At 35.6% G+C, this 13,293-nt stretch carries 15 protein-coding genes; 4 read left to right on the top strand and 11 right to left on the bottom strand.

From position 1 onward, the window contains the following. Window positions 1-39: 39 nt before the first annotated feature. The 4 genes from JOE44_RS09865 to proS all read right to left on the bottom strand — a co-directional run bounded on the left by JOE44_RS09865 (window position 40) and on the right by proS (window position 5,462). Window positions 40-576 (bottom strand): nucleotide exchange factor GrpE, encoded by a 537-nt coding sequence (locus tag JOE44_RS09865; RefSeq protein WP_209785448.1) that lies wholly within the window; start codon window positions 574-576, stop codon window positions 40-42. A 512-nt stretch (window positions 577-1,088) separates the two neighbouring features. After that, window positions 1,089-2,423: an Nramp family divalent metal transporter gene (locus JOE44_RS09860; RefSeq protein ID WP_209785447.1), complete on the bottom strand. Its 1,335-nt coding sequence runs from the start codon at window positions 2,421-2,423 to the stop codon at window positions 1,089-1,091. Window positions 2,424-2,536: 113 nt separating this feature from the next. Beyond that, entirely contained in the window at window positions 2,537-3,868 is a 1,332-nt protein-coding gene (locus JOE44_RS09855; protein ID WP_209785446.1) for an OmpA family protein, read from the bottom strand. A 118-nt stretch (window positions 3,869-3,986) separates the two neighbouring features. Then, window positions 3,987-5,462 carry a proline--tRNA ligase gene (gene proS / locus JOE44_RS09850; protein WP_209785445.1) on the bottom strand — a complete coding sequence of 492 codons (1,476 nt, stop codon included), beginning with the start codon at window positions 5,460-5,462 and terminating at the stop codon, window positions 3,987-3,989. 144 nt (window positions 5,463-5,606) lie between these two features. On the opposite strand from proS, the gene JOE44_RS09845 reads away from it, so the two are divergent. Then, window positions 5,607-6,716, top strand: a complete 1,110-nt coding sequence (locus JOE44_RS09845) for a prolyl-tRNA synthetase (protein ID WP_209785444.1) — start codon at window positions 5,607-5,609, stop codon at window positions 6,714-6,716. A 29-nt stretch (window positions 6,717-6,745) separates the two neighbouring features. Continuing rightward, entirely contained in the window at window positions 6,746-8,155 is a 1,410-nt protein-coding gene (locus tag JOE44_RS09840; RefSeq protein ID WP_209785443.1) for a hemin receptor, read from the top strand. A gap of 60 nt (window positions 8,156-8,215) precedes the next feature. Here JOE44_RS09840 and JOE44_RS09835 read toward each other — a convergent pair whose 3' ends face one another. The 6 genes from JOE44_RS09835 to JOE44_RS09810 all read right to left on the bottom strand — a co-directional run bounded on the left by JOE44_RS09835 (window position 8,216) and on the right by JOE44_RS09810 (window position 11,534). Beyond that, a complete protein-coding gene (locus JOE44_RS09835) occupies window positions 8,216-8,947 on the bottom strand; it encodes a ZIP family metal transporter (protein WP_209785442.1) in 732 nt (243 codons plus the stop codon). Further along, window positions 8,947-9,672: a class I SAM-dependent methyltransferase gene (locus JOE44_RS09830; protein WP_209785441.1), complete on the bottom strand. Its 726-nt coding sequence runs from the start codon at window positions 9,670-9,672 to the stop codon at window positions 8,947-8,949. The genes JOE44_RS09835 and JOE44_RS09830 overlap by 1 nt, the downstream gene beginning before the upstream one ends. A gap of 286 nt (window positions 9,673-9,958) precedes the next feature. Beyond that, complete coding sequence (locus tag JOE44_RS09825) at window positions 9,959-10,186, bottom strand: hypothetical protein (RefSeq protein WP_209785440.1); 228 nt, start codon at window positions 10,184-10,186, stop codon at window positions 9,959-9,961. A 49-nt stretch (window positions 10,187-10,235) separates the two neighbouring features. After that, on the bottom strand, window positions 10,236-10,412 hold the full coding sequence (locus tag JOE44_RS09820; RefSeq protein WP_209785439.1) for a type II toxin-antitoxin system HicA family toxin: 177 nt from the start codon (window positions 10,410-10,412) through the stop codon (window positions 10,236-10,238). A 125-nt stretch (window positions 10,413-10,537) separates the two neighbouring features. After that, window positions 10,538-11,068, bottom strand: coding sequence for a DUF4468 domain-containing protein (locus JOE44_RS09815; protein ID WP_209785438.1), 531 nt, complete (start codon window positions 11,066-11,068; stop codon window positions 10,538-10,540). 4 nt (window positions 11,069-11,072) lie between these two features. Further along, on the bottom strand, window positions 11,073-11,534 hold the full coding sequence (locus tag JOE44_RS09810) for a hypothetical protein (protein ID WP_209785437.1): 462 nt from the start codon (window positions 11,532-11,534) through the stop codon (window positions 11,073-11,075). A gap of 220 nt (window positions 11,535-11,754) precedes the next feature. Between JOE44_RS09810 and JOE44_RS09805 the strand changes: the two genes are divergently transcribed. Both JOE44_RS09805 and JOE44_RS09800 read left to right on the top strand, forming a co-directional pair. Further along, the gene (locus JOE44_RS09805) at window positions 11,755-12,036 is read left to right on the top strand and encodes a hypothetical protein (RefSeq protein WP_209785436.1); all 282 of its coding nucleotides are present in this window, start codon (window positions 11,755-11,757) and stop codon (window positions 12,034-12,036) included. 52 nt (window positions 12,037-12,088) lie between these two features. After that, complete coding sequence (locus JOE44_RS09800) at window positions 12,089-12,523, top strand: hypothetical protein (RefSeq protein ID WP_209785435.1); 435 nt, start codon at window positions 12,089-12,091, stop codon at window positions 12,521-12,523. A 227-nt stretch (window positions 12,524-12,750) separates the two neighbouring features. On the opposite strand, the gene JOE44_RS09795 is transcribed toward JOE44_RS09800, so the two are convergent. Then, window positions 12,751-13,182 (bottom strand): hypothetical protein, encoded by a 432-nt coding sequence (locus JOE44_RS09795; RefSeq protein ID WP_209785434.1) that lies wholly within the window; start codon window positions 13,180-13,182, stop codon window positions 12,751-12,753. Between the last annotated feature and the right edge of the window lie 111 nt (window positions 13,183-13,293).

The following is a 13,293-nucleotide window of genomic DNA, read 5'->3' as shown; positions in this document are numbered from 1 at the left end:
ATTTATCAATTATCACTCATCATTTATCATTTATGAATTCTAATTTCCTGTTACTACTTTTGCAAAACGGATTACTTTATCTCCTAAAGTATATCCAGTTTCAATAACGTCTACGATTTTTCCCTTCAAATCTTCTGATGGAGCAGGGATCTGAGTAATCGCTTCATGGAAATCAACATTAAAGCTGTCACCAGCCTTTACTTCCATTGTTTGTAAGCCTTTTTCAGTAAGTTTATTCTTGAATTTCTGATAGATAAGCTCTACACCTTGCAGGTCAGCCGGATTTCCGTTTTTAGCGATTTCTTTTAAAGCTCTTTCAAAATCATCCAAAACTCCTAACATTGAAACCATCATTTCCTGGTTGGCATATTGGAAGAATTCCATCTTCTCTTTGCTCGTTCTTTTTTTATAGTTTTCGAATTCAGCATACAATCTGATGTAACGGTCTTTTTCCTCTGCCAAAAGTTCCTCTGGCGAAGGAGCAGCTGTCACATTGTCCTGAGACGTTGCGTCATTCTGAACAGTGTTTTCTTCGTGATTATTGATGCTTTCTTCGTTAATATCCTGGTTTTCCATAATTCAATATTTATTTACTGATTGTTTGACAAAGAGCCTGCCAAATCCAAAATCTGGACATTAAGGCAGAAAAATGAGTAGCGGTGAATAGTGAATATATCAATCCGCTTCGCTAGTGAATTTTTTGTAGTGTGAGATTAAAAATTGACTTTGCGAAGCAAAAATTGACTATTGACCATTCACTTGTCAATGGTGAATAAGTCAATCCGCTACGCTAGTGAATTTGTCGTAGTGTGAAATTAAAATTGACTATTGACCATTCACTTGTCAATTGTGAATATGTCAATCCGTTACGGTTGTGAATTTGTCGTAGTGTGAGATTAAAAATTGACTTTGCAAAACAAAAATTGACCATTGACCATTCACTTGTCAATTGTGAATAAGTCAATCCGCTACGCTTGTGAATTTGTTGTAGTGTGAAATTAAAATTGACTTTGCGAAGCAAAAATTGACTATTGACCATTCACTTAATAATGGCCAATAGTCAATTTAAAAACTATAGTTTGTATTTTCTATTCTCCTGTAAAAGTCTGGTATAGCAGGTACAGGTTTAAAACAATGATAATGATGGAAATAATCCATACACAGATTTTAAGGAAAGGCTTATTGACAAATTCACCCATTTTGGCTTTATCATTGGTAAACATCACCAATGGAACAACGGCGAAACTCAACTGCATGGATAGAATTACCTGGCTTAAAACCAATAATTCAGTAGTTCCCTGTTCTCCGTAAAGAATGGCAACAATAAGTGCAGGAATTACAGCAATAAGTCTGGTGATAAGCCTTCTCAGCCACGGTTTTAATCTGATGTTCAGGAATCCTTCCATGACGATCTGTCCGGCAAGCGTTCCAGTCAATGTAGAGTTTTGTCCGGATGCTAATAAAGCAATGGCAAACGCAATACTTGCCATAGAAGCTCCCAGAATAGGAGTCAGCATTTTATAGGCATCATGAATATCAGCCACATGTTCGTTTCCTGTAGTATGGAATGTAGCGGCTGCCAGAATAAGGATTGCTGCATTGATGAAGAAAGCAAGCATTAATGAAACTGTGCTGTCTAGGGTGGCAAATTTTATCGCTTCTTTTTTTCCTTCAGCGTCACGGGTATAATCTCTGGTCTGTACAATACTGCTATGAAGATACAAATTGTGAGGCATTACCGTGGCTCCTAAAATTCCGATGGCAATATAAAGCATAGCCGGATTCTGAATAATTTCTTTTTGTGGAACCAAGCCTCCCAGAATCTCATTGAAAGCAGGCTGTGAAATGACAATTTCATACACGAAACAAGCCAGAATGATAAATATAAGGCCACCTACAATACTTTCAATCCATCGGAAGCCTTTGGCCTGAAGTAAAAGAATAATCAAAACATCTACTGTTGTAATGACAATTCCCCAGGTTAACGGGATATGGAATAGCAGGTTCAGTGCAATGGCTGAACCAATAACCTCGGCGAGATCACAGGCGGCAATCGCGATTTCACAGAATACCCACAGAATAAAATTGGTCGTAGGGCTAAAGTGGTCTCTGCATGCCTGTGCAAGATCTCTTTCTGCAACAACTCCCAGCTTTACAGATAAGTGCTGTAAAACCATCGCAAAAATATTGGAGATAAGAATTACTGAAAGGAGTGTATATCCAAACTGAGCGCCTCCGGCAATATCGGTAGCCCAGTTTCCGGGGTCCATATAGCCTACAGCAATCATCAGTCCTGGTCCTGCAAATGCCAGATATTTTCTCCAGAAAGTGGCATTTTTAGGTACTTTGATAGATGAATAAACCTCTGATAAGGAATGGTTTGTTTTATCTTTTCGCCAGGCGCTTTTTATATTGAAATTCATAAATGTTAGAAATGACTAACAAATTTAATTAAATAAATGTAAACAGAAAAATCATAGCATAAAAAAATCCCGGAAATTGATTCCCGGGATCTAATTTTTATTAAATCTAAAGACTATTTTGCAAATCTTACAGACATTTTTCTGTCAGCAGCTCTTTCAGCATCAGAAGCTTTTGCATCTACTTTTGCAAATTGACTTCCATAGCCTTCTGCTTCCAGAACCTGAGCACCAACTCCTGCTTTTGCTAAAGCAGCTTTGATGAATTCAGCTCTGGCTTTTGACAGTTTTACGTTGCTAGCCTCATTTCCTGTTTTGTCAGTATAACCTCCGATTTTGATTTTTGCATCAGGGAAAGCTTTAAGGATAGCCACTAAGTTATCCAGCTGTCCTTGTGAACCTGCTTCAAGTTCAGAAGAACTTCCCATTTTGAAATTTACGTGATCGAAATCGTACCACTTATCTTTCAATGCTGAATCATCAGCGGCGTTTTTGTAAGCTCCGGATTTCAGGAAAGTAATCATCTGATCTTCCATTCCTCCTTTGTAACCTTTTAACATCACTCCGTTAAGATCAATGTTTTCATCCGTTTTAGCTGTTGCAGGAGCAGGAGTTACTGTTCCTGTAGTAGCTGCTGTATCTGTAGTGGAGCTGGTAGCTGCAGAATCAGACGTAGTGGTCGTAGTTGTAGTCGTCTGTTTTTTCTCACACTGTTTCCATAAGAAATAAGCAGCGGCTATCAATAATAAAAGCGGAAGCAACCATTTCCAGATTGAACCTCCGCCTTGATTATTATTGTTATTATTTTCAAATCTTTCTCTTACTTCTCTAGCTCCTTCGGAAACATTTTCTCTTGCTGTAGCAACACCTTCTGCAAGGTTATCTTTAGCAGTAGAAGTTACTGAAGAAACTGTTTCTTTCGCCTGACCAAACCAATTTTCAGCTCCTAATCCAAAGGAAGCCAAAGAAAGACCTGCTGGTAATAAAGAAGAAATAACGCCTTTCTGATCATTCAGTAAGCTGGAAATACCTGAAGCACCCAAATTATTGTCTGCTGCATATTTTCCAACAGTGCCTACTGTAGCTCCAGTCACCAGGTTTAACAAAGAACCTGCAGAGGTATTGCTGACTCCTGAAAAACTGGCAATGGAATTAACTAATGCACTTACTTTATCTCCAAAAATTGAAGACAACAAGTTCGAAATAATAGGATTGCTGGACGAGCCACCTAATAAATTTCCTAAAATTCCACTTGAAGAGGCTTGTGTAATAGCATCCACAACGCCAGGCTTATCTGCGTTATTGGCTAATCCACCTACTACAGCAGGTAATAATCCGCCAATTGCTTTAGAAATACCGGATTCACTTTCTCCAAACTGCGATGCAGCCTGTGAAACTAAAGCGGGACCTAATTGTCCTTTAATTAAATCAATGACATTTAAAGACATAATAATAAATTTTTTTGATTAATGTTGAGATAAAATTAAACAAAAATCCGTCCAAATGTCACTTTTTTTTGAATATTTCTTTAAAAATTAACGATTTTTTTCTAAATCATTAAAATTATTAATAAGCTTTTGCGAATAATACACGTCTCTTAGAAGGTTTTCCGGAAATTAATGAAATTCCTTCTTCTACATCGTCATCCAAAGGAATACATCGGATCGTAGCCTTCGTTTCATCCTTGATTTGTTCCTCTTCTTCAGCTGTACCATCCCAGTGAGCATAGATGAATCCACCTTTCTCTTCGAGAACTTTTTTGAACTCTTCATAAGTATCAACTTTCGTCATATTATCTTTTCTGAATTCAGATGCTTTATTGTAAAGGTCCTGTTGAATTGTTTTCAATAGCTCTTCAATGTACGAATCAAGCCCTTCAATAGAACGAACTTCTTTCGTCAGATTATCTCTTCTCGCGATTTCCACAGATTTATTTTCCAGATCTCTTGGTCCCATTGCAATTCTAACAGGAACTCCTTTCAATTCATATTCTGCAAATTTCCATCCTGGTTTGTTCTGAGTATCATTATCAAATTTCACAGAAATACCTTTAGCTCTCAGTTTAGCCTGAATGTCCAAAGCTACTTCACTGATTTGTTCTAACTGCTCTTCTCCTTTAAAGATCGGAACAATCACCACCTGAATTGGTGCCAGCGTAGGAGGCAGTACCAATCCGAAATCATCAGAGTGTGTCATAATCAAAGCTCCCATCAAACGAGTGGATGTTCCCCATGAGGTAGCCCATGCATGTTCTATCTTTCCTTCTTTATTGGTGAATTTTACGTCAAATGCTTTTGCGAAATTCTGACCTAAGAAGTGAGATGTTCCTGCCTGTAAAGCTTTTCCGTCCTGCATTAATGCTTCAATACAATAGGTTTCATCAGCTCCTGCAAATCTTTCAGATGGAGTTTTTAATCCTTGAATTACCGGCATTGCCATAAAGTTTTCTGCAAAATCTGCATATACTTTATTCATCTTTTCTGCTTCTTCCACAGCTTCATCTTTTGTAGCGTGAGCGGTGTGACCTTCCTGCCATAAAAACTCTGCGGTTCTTAAGAAAAGACGTGTTCTCATTTCCCAACGAACAACATTCGCCCATTGGTTGATCAATATTGGTAAGTCTCTGTAAGACTGAATCCAGTTTTTGTAAGTATTCCAGATAATTGCTTCTGAAGTAGGACGAACAATAAGTTCTTCTTCCAGTTTTGCATCCGGATCTACAATCAGTTTGGAAGGATTGTCCGGGTCGGTTTTTAATCTGTAGTGGGTAACAACAGCACATTCTTTTGCAAAACCTTCTGCATTTTTTTCCTCAGCCTCAAATAAGCTCTTGGGCACAAAAAGCGGGAAGTATGCGTTAACGTGACCTGTTTCTTTGAATTTTTTATCCATTTCATCACGCATTTTTTCCCAGATCGCATAGCCATACGGTTTGATCACCATACATCCACGCACGCCTGAGTTTTCAGCTAAATCAGCTTTTACAACCAGCTCATTATACCATTTGCTGTAATCTTCGCTTCTTGAGGTTAATTTTGCCATTATTTTTTAAAATTTTTTTAACTTTTGTACATTATTGTTATCTAAAAATAAAAATCTATTTTTGATAGATTTTTTTACCAGTATTTTGGTACATTTTTGGTACAGATTGCAAATATAATTTAAATTAAAAATTTTTACGTTATCATGAAAAGAAATATACATAAAAATTTGCTTGGTCTGCTAAGATCCAAAGGGGTATTGGCTATATCAGGCGGATTATTACTTGTGTCTTGTGGTGCTCAGATGGGAGGGTATAGCGAGACCGATGGGGTGTATTACGACCCCAATAAGGATACGCTACCTGAAGGAGTTATCATTAATGATAGCGGAAACAGAGTAGGAGAATATTATGACTACTATCAGGATTCCAATGTAATTCAAAATGCACAAACGAATTCCAGAGAGCAGCAAAACAGATATAATGACTGGAGTAATACCAATACAAACTGGAACTCCAATGCTACAGATTCAGATTGGGGACTTTATGCAGGTTCTCAAACCAACTATTATGACAACAACTCATGGGGATGGGGATCTCCTTGGGGATGGTATGGTGGTTATAGCCCGTATTGGGGCTGGGGTATGAACCGTGGCTGGGGCTGGGGTGCAAGTATGTCCTGGGGTTGGGGCGGATCATTCGGCTGGGGCTGGGGAGGCTCTATCGGATGGGGAAGTCCATACTGGGGATATGGTTATGGAGGATACTATGATCCATTCTGGGGCGGATACTATGGAAACCCATATTGGGGATACGGAGGAGGTTACTGGGGTGGTGGCTACTACAACAGACCTGTTTACAGAAGAAGTGGTATCAGCGGAGGCGGATTCCAGAATACAGGGGTAGGTAATGCAGTGTACAGAACCAATACCGCTAATTCAGGTTTCAGAAATAGTAACGGTGGTTTCAGAAATACCAATAATAATGGTGGTTTCAGAGATGCAAACTCAAATGGTGGCTTCAGAAACAGTAATGGCACCAATTCGGGCGGCTTCAGAAATACCAATTCGGGTGGTTTCAGAAATACGAATTCCAATGGTGGATTCCGTAATTCTGCACCACAAACAAGACCTAATTATAATTATCAGCAACCACAGCCAAGATATAACAACAATAATGGAGGCTTCAGATCTAATGATTCAGGAGGTTTCAGATCCAGTGGTGGCTTCAACTCTGGTGGAGGCGGCTTCAGAGGCGGTTCTTCAGGCGGCGGCGGAATGAGATCCGGTGGCGGCGGCAGAGGTGGCTTCAGATAATTTTCAAATTAATAAACTATAAAAAAATAATGTTAAAAAAATCTTTAGTATTAATGAGTATTTCTGCTGCATTTTATGCGCAGGCTCAGGATGTTTCTGTCATAAGAAATACTGTAGAGGTTTACTCAAGTACTCCTATGGTGGGATCAGCTAAGTTTAATGCGATGGCTGGAGCTAATGGTGCGCTAGGTGGTGATGCAAACTCTTTGCTTACTAACCCGGCAGGTTTAGGAGTCGCTATTTCAGGAGAGGTTTCAGGAACTTTATCTATTTTAGGAAATAAAAACACCAGTTCTTTAGGAGGATCTACAATAGATTATAGCAAAACCAAAGGAGATCTTGGGAATGCAGGAGGAGTAATTGCTTTTCCTTTAATGACAGAAACTGGATGGAAGTTTATCAATATTGGTATTAATTTTTCTAACCAGACTCTGGACAATGTCATCCAGTCCCCGGGAAATAATAATATCGTTTATGCTTTTGATAAAGATGATATTACCAAAGATGCAGCATTGGCGGGTCATCTGTATGAAAGATATGGAAACTTGTCAAAGATGAGTTTTGGGGTAGGTGCCAACTATAATCATAATTTATATTTAGGAGCAGGTTTCAATTTTTTCAATGCTTCACTGGATCAGTATGACAGCTTGTTTTACAGAAATCTGACCAATAATTCCACAGAAGGATTCAGTAAACAAGATACTCCTTATTCAGAAAGATCTTCTGGTTTTTCAGCTTCATTAGGGGTAATCGGAAAGCTAAGTCCTAATTTCAGAGTGGGAGCATCTCTTGAAACGCCTACATTCTGGACAATAGACAGAAATTATTATTTCTATAATGATCCTGTTTACGGGGATGATATGGGAGCTGAGAACAGAAAGTTTACTTCACCGCTTAAAGCAACTGTGAGTGCTGCCTTTGTAGCAAGTAAAAACTTCTCTTTGAACGTAGACTATACGCTTGGACTTACAAAACCTGATTATAAAGTATATGGAGGAGCAGAAAGAGAGTTGAATGATTTCTTTAAAGATAATTACAAGAATCTTTCAGAAGTAAGAGTAGGAGCTGAGTACAGAGTACAGCAGTTCAGATTGAGAGGTGGTTATTCTTACCAGTCAAGTCCTTTTGATGCGCTTACCATCAGCAGATTTAATGATGCTGGTACTGTAGGTGATCAGTCTTACAGCAATCTTATGCTAAGTGACAGAAATACACTTTCACTGGGTATCGGATATGATTTCAAATCATTCTATGTGGATGCTTCTTATCAGAATATCTCATCCAAATATAGTAATCCTTTCATGAGAGGATATATGGATGGTAATTTTGATTCATCTTATTATTCTGCTAAAAACAGCTTCCAAAGTGATGCTTATGCAGTAAGTGATGTAAAAAGTAACAGAAATAATTTCTTCCTTACATTAGGATGGAAATTCTAAGCTTTGATAATTAAAGCGTTATACCATAAAAAGCTCCGGATTCCGGAGCTTTTTTACTTTTTAATGAGAATGAACAGCGGTAGGATGCTGATGGAAAACATGCATCATCAATGCAAGTGAAACTCCTAAAACTACCAGTCCGATTTTTACCCAGTCTATATTATGATTTTTATTACTTTCAAAAATGATTACAGAGGAAATATGAAGAAATATTCCTCCTACAATAGCCAGAAAATAGGGCTGAAGATCAGGATTGAAATAGTTTCCTAATAACATTCCCATTGGAGAAGCCAGGGCAAATAAGGCTACAATGAGAATAGAAGGATAAGAGGACGAACTTTTTGATTCTCCCTTTCTGTTAAATAAAAATGCCCCCAGAATAAATGAAATAGGCAGATTGTGAAATACAATCCCCCAAAGATAAGGAGACATCTCGTGCGTTTCATTGGCAAGAGGAATTCCTTCAATGAAAGCATGGATGAATAAACCTACCATTAAGGCAACGGGAAGGATATTATGTTCACTATGATGATGGAAGTGTCCGTGTTCAAAACCTTTGGTAAGTGCTTCCAGAATCATCTGAAGAAGAACTCCTCCGATGACGAATATCCCAAGATTACTGCTTCCGGCAGAGGTATACACCTGAGGGAAAACTTCATTGAGACAGATCGTAATTAAAAAACCGGCACTCAATATCAAAAGATTTTTAGCCAGTTTTTCTTTTTTACCAAAGTGTTTTCCCAGAAATACGCCTGTTACGACACTTAAAATCAGTAAAAGTACTGTTGTCATTATTTTTTCTTAAATAAATTGATACAACGTGGGGAATTTTCTTTATTAAATTCATTCAGCTGATAGTCTCCCCAGATTTTTATTCTTTCAAAGCCACATTCAGAGGCATAGTTGTGAATGGCTTCTAATGTATGAAGCTTTACCTTTTCAAAAAAATGAAACGGTTTACCGTCAGCTTCAAAACGGATATCTTTGATGACATGCCTGCTTTCGATTTTTTTCAGGATCCTGAAATCAATATCACTGCGTGTGACTGTTGTTTCAGGGATCAGTGTATTTCTTACATACGCTTCATTCAGATAATCAAGGACAAAATATCCTCCGGGCTTCAATGCATTATAAACCGATTGAAATACTTTTTTATCATCATTTTCATTATCAAAGTACCCAAAACTCGTAAATAAGTTGAATACAGCATCCATAGGATCTGCATCAATTGGGTTTCTCATATCATGAACTTCAAAAATCAGTGTTTGATTTTCATACTGTTTATCAGATTCAATACTTTGTCTTGATAGGTCAAGACCCAAAACATCATACCCTAATTTATTGAGGAAAACAGAGTGTCTTCCCTTTCCACAGGCAAGATCTATGATTTTCGACTGAGGCGGAAGCTGAAGGTCCGCAGTAAGCTTTGTAATGAAGTTTTCAGCTTCAGTATAGTCTCTGTTGCTATAAAGCAAATGATAATAAGGGGTATCAAACCAAGATTCAAACCATTCCATAATGCAAAAATAACTAAATTTTACTACATTTTAGATGATGTTGTATTACAGTAAGTTATGATTTTTGTATAAGGTTGATTTGTAGTGTTTTTACTGAGTTTTTTACTATTTTTTTACTACAATTATATTGCAAATATAGAAAAAGAGAAATGAAAACCACACCATATTGATAGAGCACCTTGATAAATTCATAACAAAATTGTGGATAAAATTTAATATAGAATAAAGCCACTCTTTAAAGAGTGGCTTATTTAATAATGTATAAGATCTAGTCGGACAATTTTTTTTAATTTATTATATCATTATCCAGGTAAAAGACAATATCATATTTACCTTTCAAAATATTCGGAACATTTTCTTCGTCGTTATATTTTTTAAGCAGTTTGATGGACTTTATTATAGAATTCTTTGCGTCCTCTATTGTTTTGCCGCCACCATATAATCCTTCTACATTTTCTGCATAAGAGTTATACCAATCCGGGGTTTTTTCAATTATAACTTTTATAGTACACATAAGCATAAATTTTGATTTTTAATAATCAAGTTTTAAAACAAGGGGCTAATTAAAGCCCCATCTCCTTGATGATCTTTCTTTCAAGACCTTTACCGACTTCCTTTGAACCATGAAATGGTACAGGGTAAGTTTTTCCATTCTTCGCATAAATGTAGTGACTTCCATCAGTTCTAATGTGAAGCCATCCATTTTTCTTTACCATACGGTGCAATTGTCTCGACTTCATTGATCGCTTCTACATTAAGAAGCAAATTTAAACATTTGTATTTTATACAGCAATTATTGTATGCTAATTATATTTTCAAAGTTTTACTTATCTGCATAAAAAAGGCCCCGTTTGGGGCTTTATTTTTACCAGTTGTTGGTTGTTTCGTGTTTTTTGTTCATAGCTTCATTTAATGAAGAAATCAATCTTTCAGCAGTTGTGTTTGCTAAATCTTTAACTTCTCTCCATCCTTTATTAGGTTGTTTTGGATGCTCTTTATCTTGTGTTAAAAGGCCATATGAAACTAATCCACCGCCTCCGGGACATCTTGTTCCTTCATGGATAAATGAATGGAAGTTATACTTATATCTTCCATCCTTTACATATATATTTATTTTATAAGATATATATCCTGTTGCACATAAGGCTCCAAAATAGAAACCTCTAGGCTCATATCTGATAGCTCCATTCCCGGAAATCTCTCCCAAATTTTTATCGTCAATACTCATTACATCCTTTTCACTATGAAATGTGTCTGCGTACCAGCTTCTAGCCCTATTGTATAGTTCATCTTTAGTTGTTAAAGAATCGACTTTTACAACTTCTTCATATTTTAGTTCTTGAGAGAAACTAAAAATTGAACTTGTTAATAAAATTAAACTATATATAAATTTCATATATTTATTTTTTGTCAACATCTGAAAGTAAAGCAAACCATTCTAAAATACTTAAAAAAGGAGTAACAACAACTTTGGTAGAATTAACTTTTTGAAAAAATATTGCAGTGTGTCTTTCTGGTATTTTACCTAAAAAATTAACTGTTATTTTATAATCGCCTGATTTAAATATTTTTTCTTTTACATCTGCATTTTCATAATCATCAAATACACTTTTATAAAAGGCATACATTGTTTCTGGCTTTTCATTTAATATTACAGCTTCAGGAATTTTTAATTGCTCATAAGAGTTATCAATGAATGAAAAAACATAATAATCATCATTTATTTTTTCTAATGTAATTTTAGTTTTGGACATTCCAGACTGTATACTCCCAATCTCTTTCCTATTACTCTTAACTTCTGTCATCTGACTTGAAAATAAACTAAAAGTCAATAATAAAAAAATACATAAATTTTTTTTCATGATTAAATTTTTTGCAAATATAAAAATTAAAAAGATTTCACATTTTACGGAAACCCGTAATGTATTATCAAGAAAATTTATAATATTTGAAAATATTTATAACACACTAAACAATGTGTTAAATAAAATATTATATTAGCATTTCATGAAAAAGTGATATAGTGTAGTAGTTGTCGTTTTAGAATTGTTATTTTTGCAATGAATTAAAAAACAGTTATCTATGAAGACAAAACTAATTATTTTGACTGCTGCAGCTGCAGTTTTACTTTATTCATGTTCTGACCGTGATGATGAAGCGAGACAGGAAGCTATAGAAAAGGTCAAAAACAGTAACCAAAACTTTAAGTTAAACAATTCTGGACTTCAAAGCCGTGAAGGCGAAGATGCCGTAACGAATGATACAATCATTATTCGAAATGGTTTGGCAGAAGATCCAGTAACCAATACAGATCCAATTGATGGAGGAGATCCGAAAGACGTTCCTATCCCGCCTAGGAGGTAATAGAGTCATTAATTACATAAAATATAAAGTAAGTAAGCACAAATTAACTTACTTGAAAGTTTTAGGCTCGGTAATAGTAATATTATCGGGCTTTGTGCCTTTTACTGATAATATATGGTCTTGGATTGATCCAAGTTTCAATGATATGCTTGATGGTAGGGGAGTAAAACTAAGATCAGATATATGGATTGAAAGTCTTTATGTTGCTATAGCGCTATGTTGTTTAGGAAGATACATGCGAGCATATATACATTGTTATATTTTGCCAATATATGCATCATTGTATTCGTTAACAATGTACGAATTAATGAGGTTTGGTTATGAAATAGATCCGGATTGGTGGCACAGGCTTGGGTTCTTGATAATGCTTATTCCAGTGTTTTACGTTATATATCGATTAAATGAACACATTAAGGATCTTATCCGCCTAGATGAGATTCAGTTTAACACGATTGAACAAATAGCAACGAAAAATAATGGAGGGTAAAAAAGAAAACAGGAAAAAAATAATGACTCTCCATTTTAGAAATGAGGAGCTTTACAAATGCGGTCTAATTACTTTTGAAGATTATATTAGTAATAATCATACATTATTGCTTAAGCTAAGGAAAAGTATTTTCTCAGACGAGCAGTCATTTGTTTTATTTAATATATGTTTATCGGATTTAGATTTGTGTAAATTTAACTTTTGTATTTCTATGCTTAGAACAAGCTCTAATTAAGATGTTCAAGTAGTTTTTTCTTTAAATCTTGATCTATACTTATTCCCATCTTCATTGCTATTGGGGAAAGGTAAAGCTCTATTAATGCTATAGTGTCATCTAGTTTATCTGACAAATTATTGTTTTCTTTTCTTAATTCTAATATATCTTTATGAAGTATAGCCATTTGCTCGTCATGTGGCTTATTTTTTATTTCACTACCTTCATTCTTATCGTGACTATTAGCATCAGAAATATATTTTTGTTTTATATAACTAGTTATTGTTTCTAATGTTCTTTCTAGTGGACGTTTCGACTCCCCATTTATAATTTTTTGTATACCAACTGCTGAGATGCCTGTCCCTTGCGAAATATCGTAAGCGGTTATTGAGTACTTGTTTATCAGTTTTAGGGCCTCTTCTAGCAATTCATCTCTTTTATCCATAAAAATAATATTATTGAAAATCAACTAGTTATATAATATATGTAATAAATTATATAAAAAGTTTGGTTTGTGATGTAACTTGTTATATATTTGTCTCAACAAAACAACAAC

Source organism: Chryseobacterium sp. PvR013, from assembly GCF_017833095.1.
Lineage (GTDB): Bacteria > Bacteroidota > Bacteroidia > Flavobacteriales > Weeksellaceae > Chryseobacterium > Chryseobacterium culicis_A.
Note: the sequence above shows the minus strand (reverse complement) of the source record. Positions and strands in the feature narration are given on the sequence as shown.

Bases quoted from the DNA above. Each gene is read 5' to 3' on its own strand.
- JOE44_RS09865 (WP_209785448.1), bottom strand. From the start codon at position 576: ATGGAAAACCAGGATATTAACGAAGAAAGCATCAATAATCACGAAGAA.
- JOE44_RS09860 (WP_209785447.1), bottom strand. From the start codon at position 2,423: ATGAATTTCAATATAAAAAGCGCCTGGCGAAAAGATAAAACAAACCAT.
- JOE44_RS09855 (WP_209785446.1), bottom strand. From the start codon at position 3,868: ATGTCTTTAAATGTCATTGATTTAATTAAAGGACAATTAGGTCCCGCT.
- proS (WP_209785445.1), bottom strand. From the start codon at position 5,462: ATGGCAAAATTAACCTCAAGAAGCGAAGATTACAGCAAATGGTATAAT.
- JOE44_RS09845 (WP_209785444.1), top strand. From the start codon at position 5,607: ATGAAAAGAAATATACATAAAAATTTGCTTGGTCTGCTAAGATCCAAA.
- JOE44_RS09840 (WP_209785443.1), top strand. From the start codon at position 6,746: ATGTTAAAAAAATCTTTAGTATTAATGAGTATTTCTGCTGCATTTTAT.
- JOE44_RS09835 (WP_209785442.1), bottom strand. From the start codon at position 8,947: ATGACAACAGTACTTTTACTGATTTTAAGTGTCGTAACAGGCGTATTT.
- JOE44_RS09830 (WP_209785441.1), bottom strand. From the start codon at position 9,672: ATGGAATGGTTTGAATCTTGGTTTGATACCCCTTATTATCATTTGCTT.
- JOE44_RS09825 (WP_209785440.1), bottom strand. From the start codon at position 10,186: ATGTGTACTATAAAAGTTATAATTGAAAAAACCCCGGATTGGTATAAC.
- JOE44_RS09820 (WP_209785439.1), bottom strand. From the start codon at position 10,412: ATGAAGTCGAGACAATTGCACCGTATGGTAAAGAAAAATGGATGGCTT.
- JOE44_RS09815 (WP_209785438.1), bottom strand. From the start codon at position 11,068: ATGAAATTTATATATAGTTTAATTTTATTAACAAGTTCAATTTTTAGT.
- JOE44_RS09810 (WP_209785437.1), bottom strand. From the start codon at position 11,534: ATGAAAAAAAATTTATGTATTTTTTTATTATTGACTTTTAGTTTATTT.
- JOE44_RS09805 (WP_209785436.1), top strand. From the start codon at position 11,755: ATGAAGACAAAACTAATTATTTTGACTGCTGCAGCTGCAGTTTTACTT.
- JOE44_RS09795 (WP_209785434.1), bottom strand. From the start codon at position 13,182: ATGGATAAAAGAGATGAATTGCTAGAAGAGGCCCTAAAACTGATAAAC.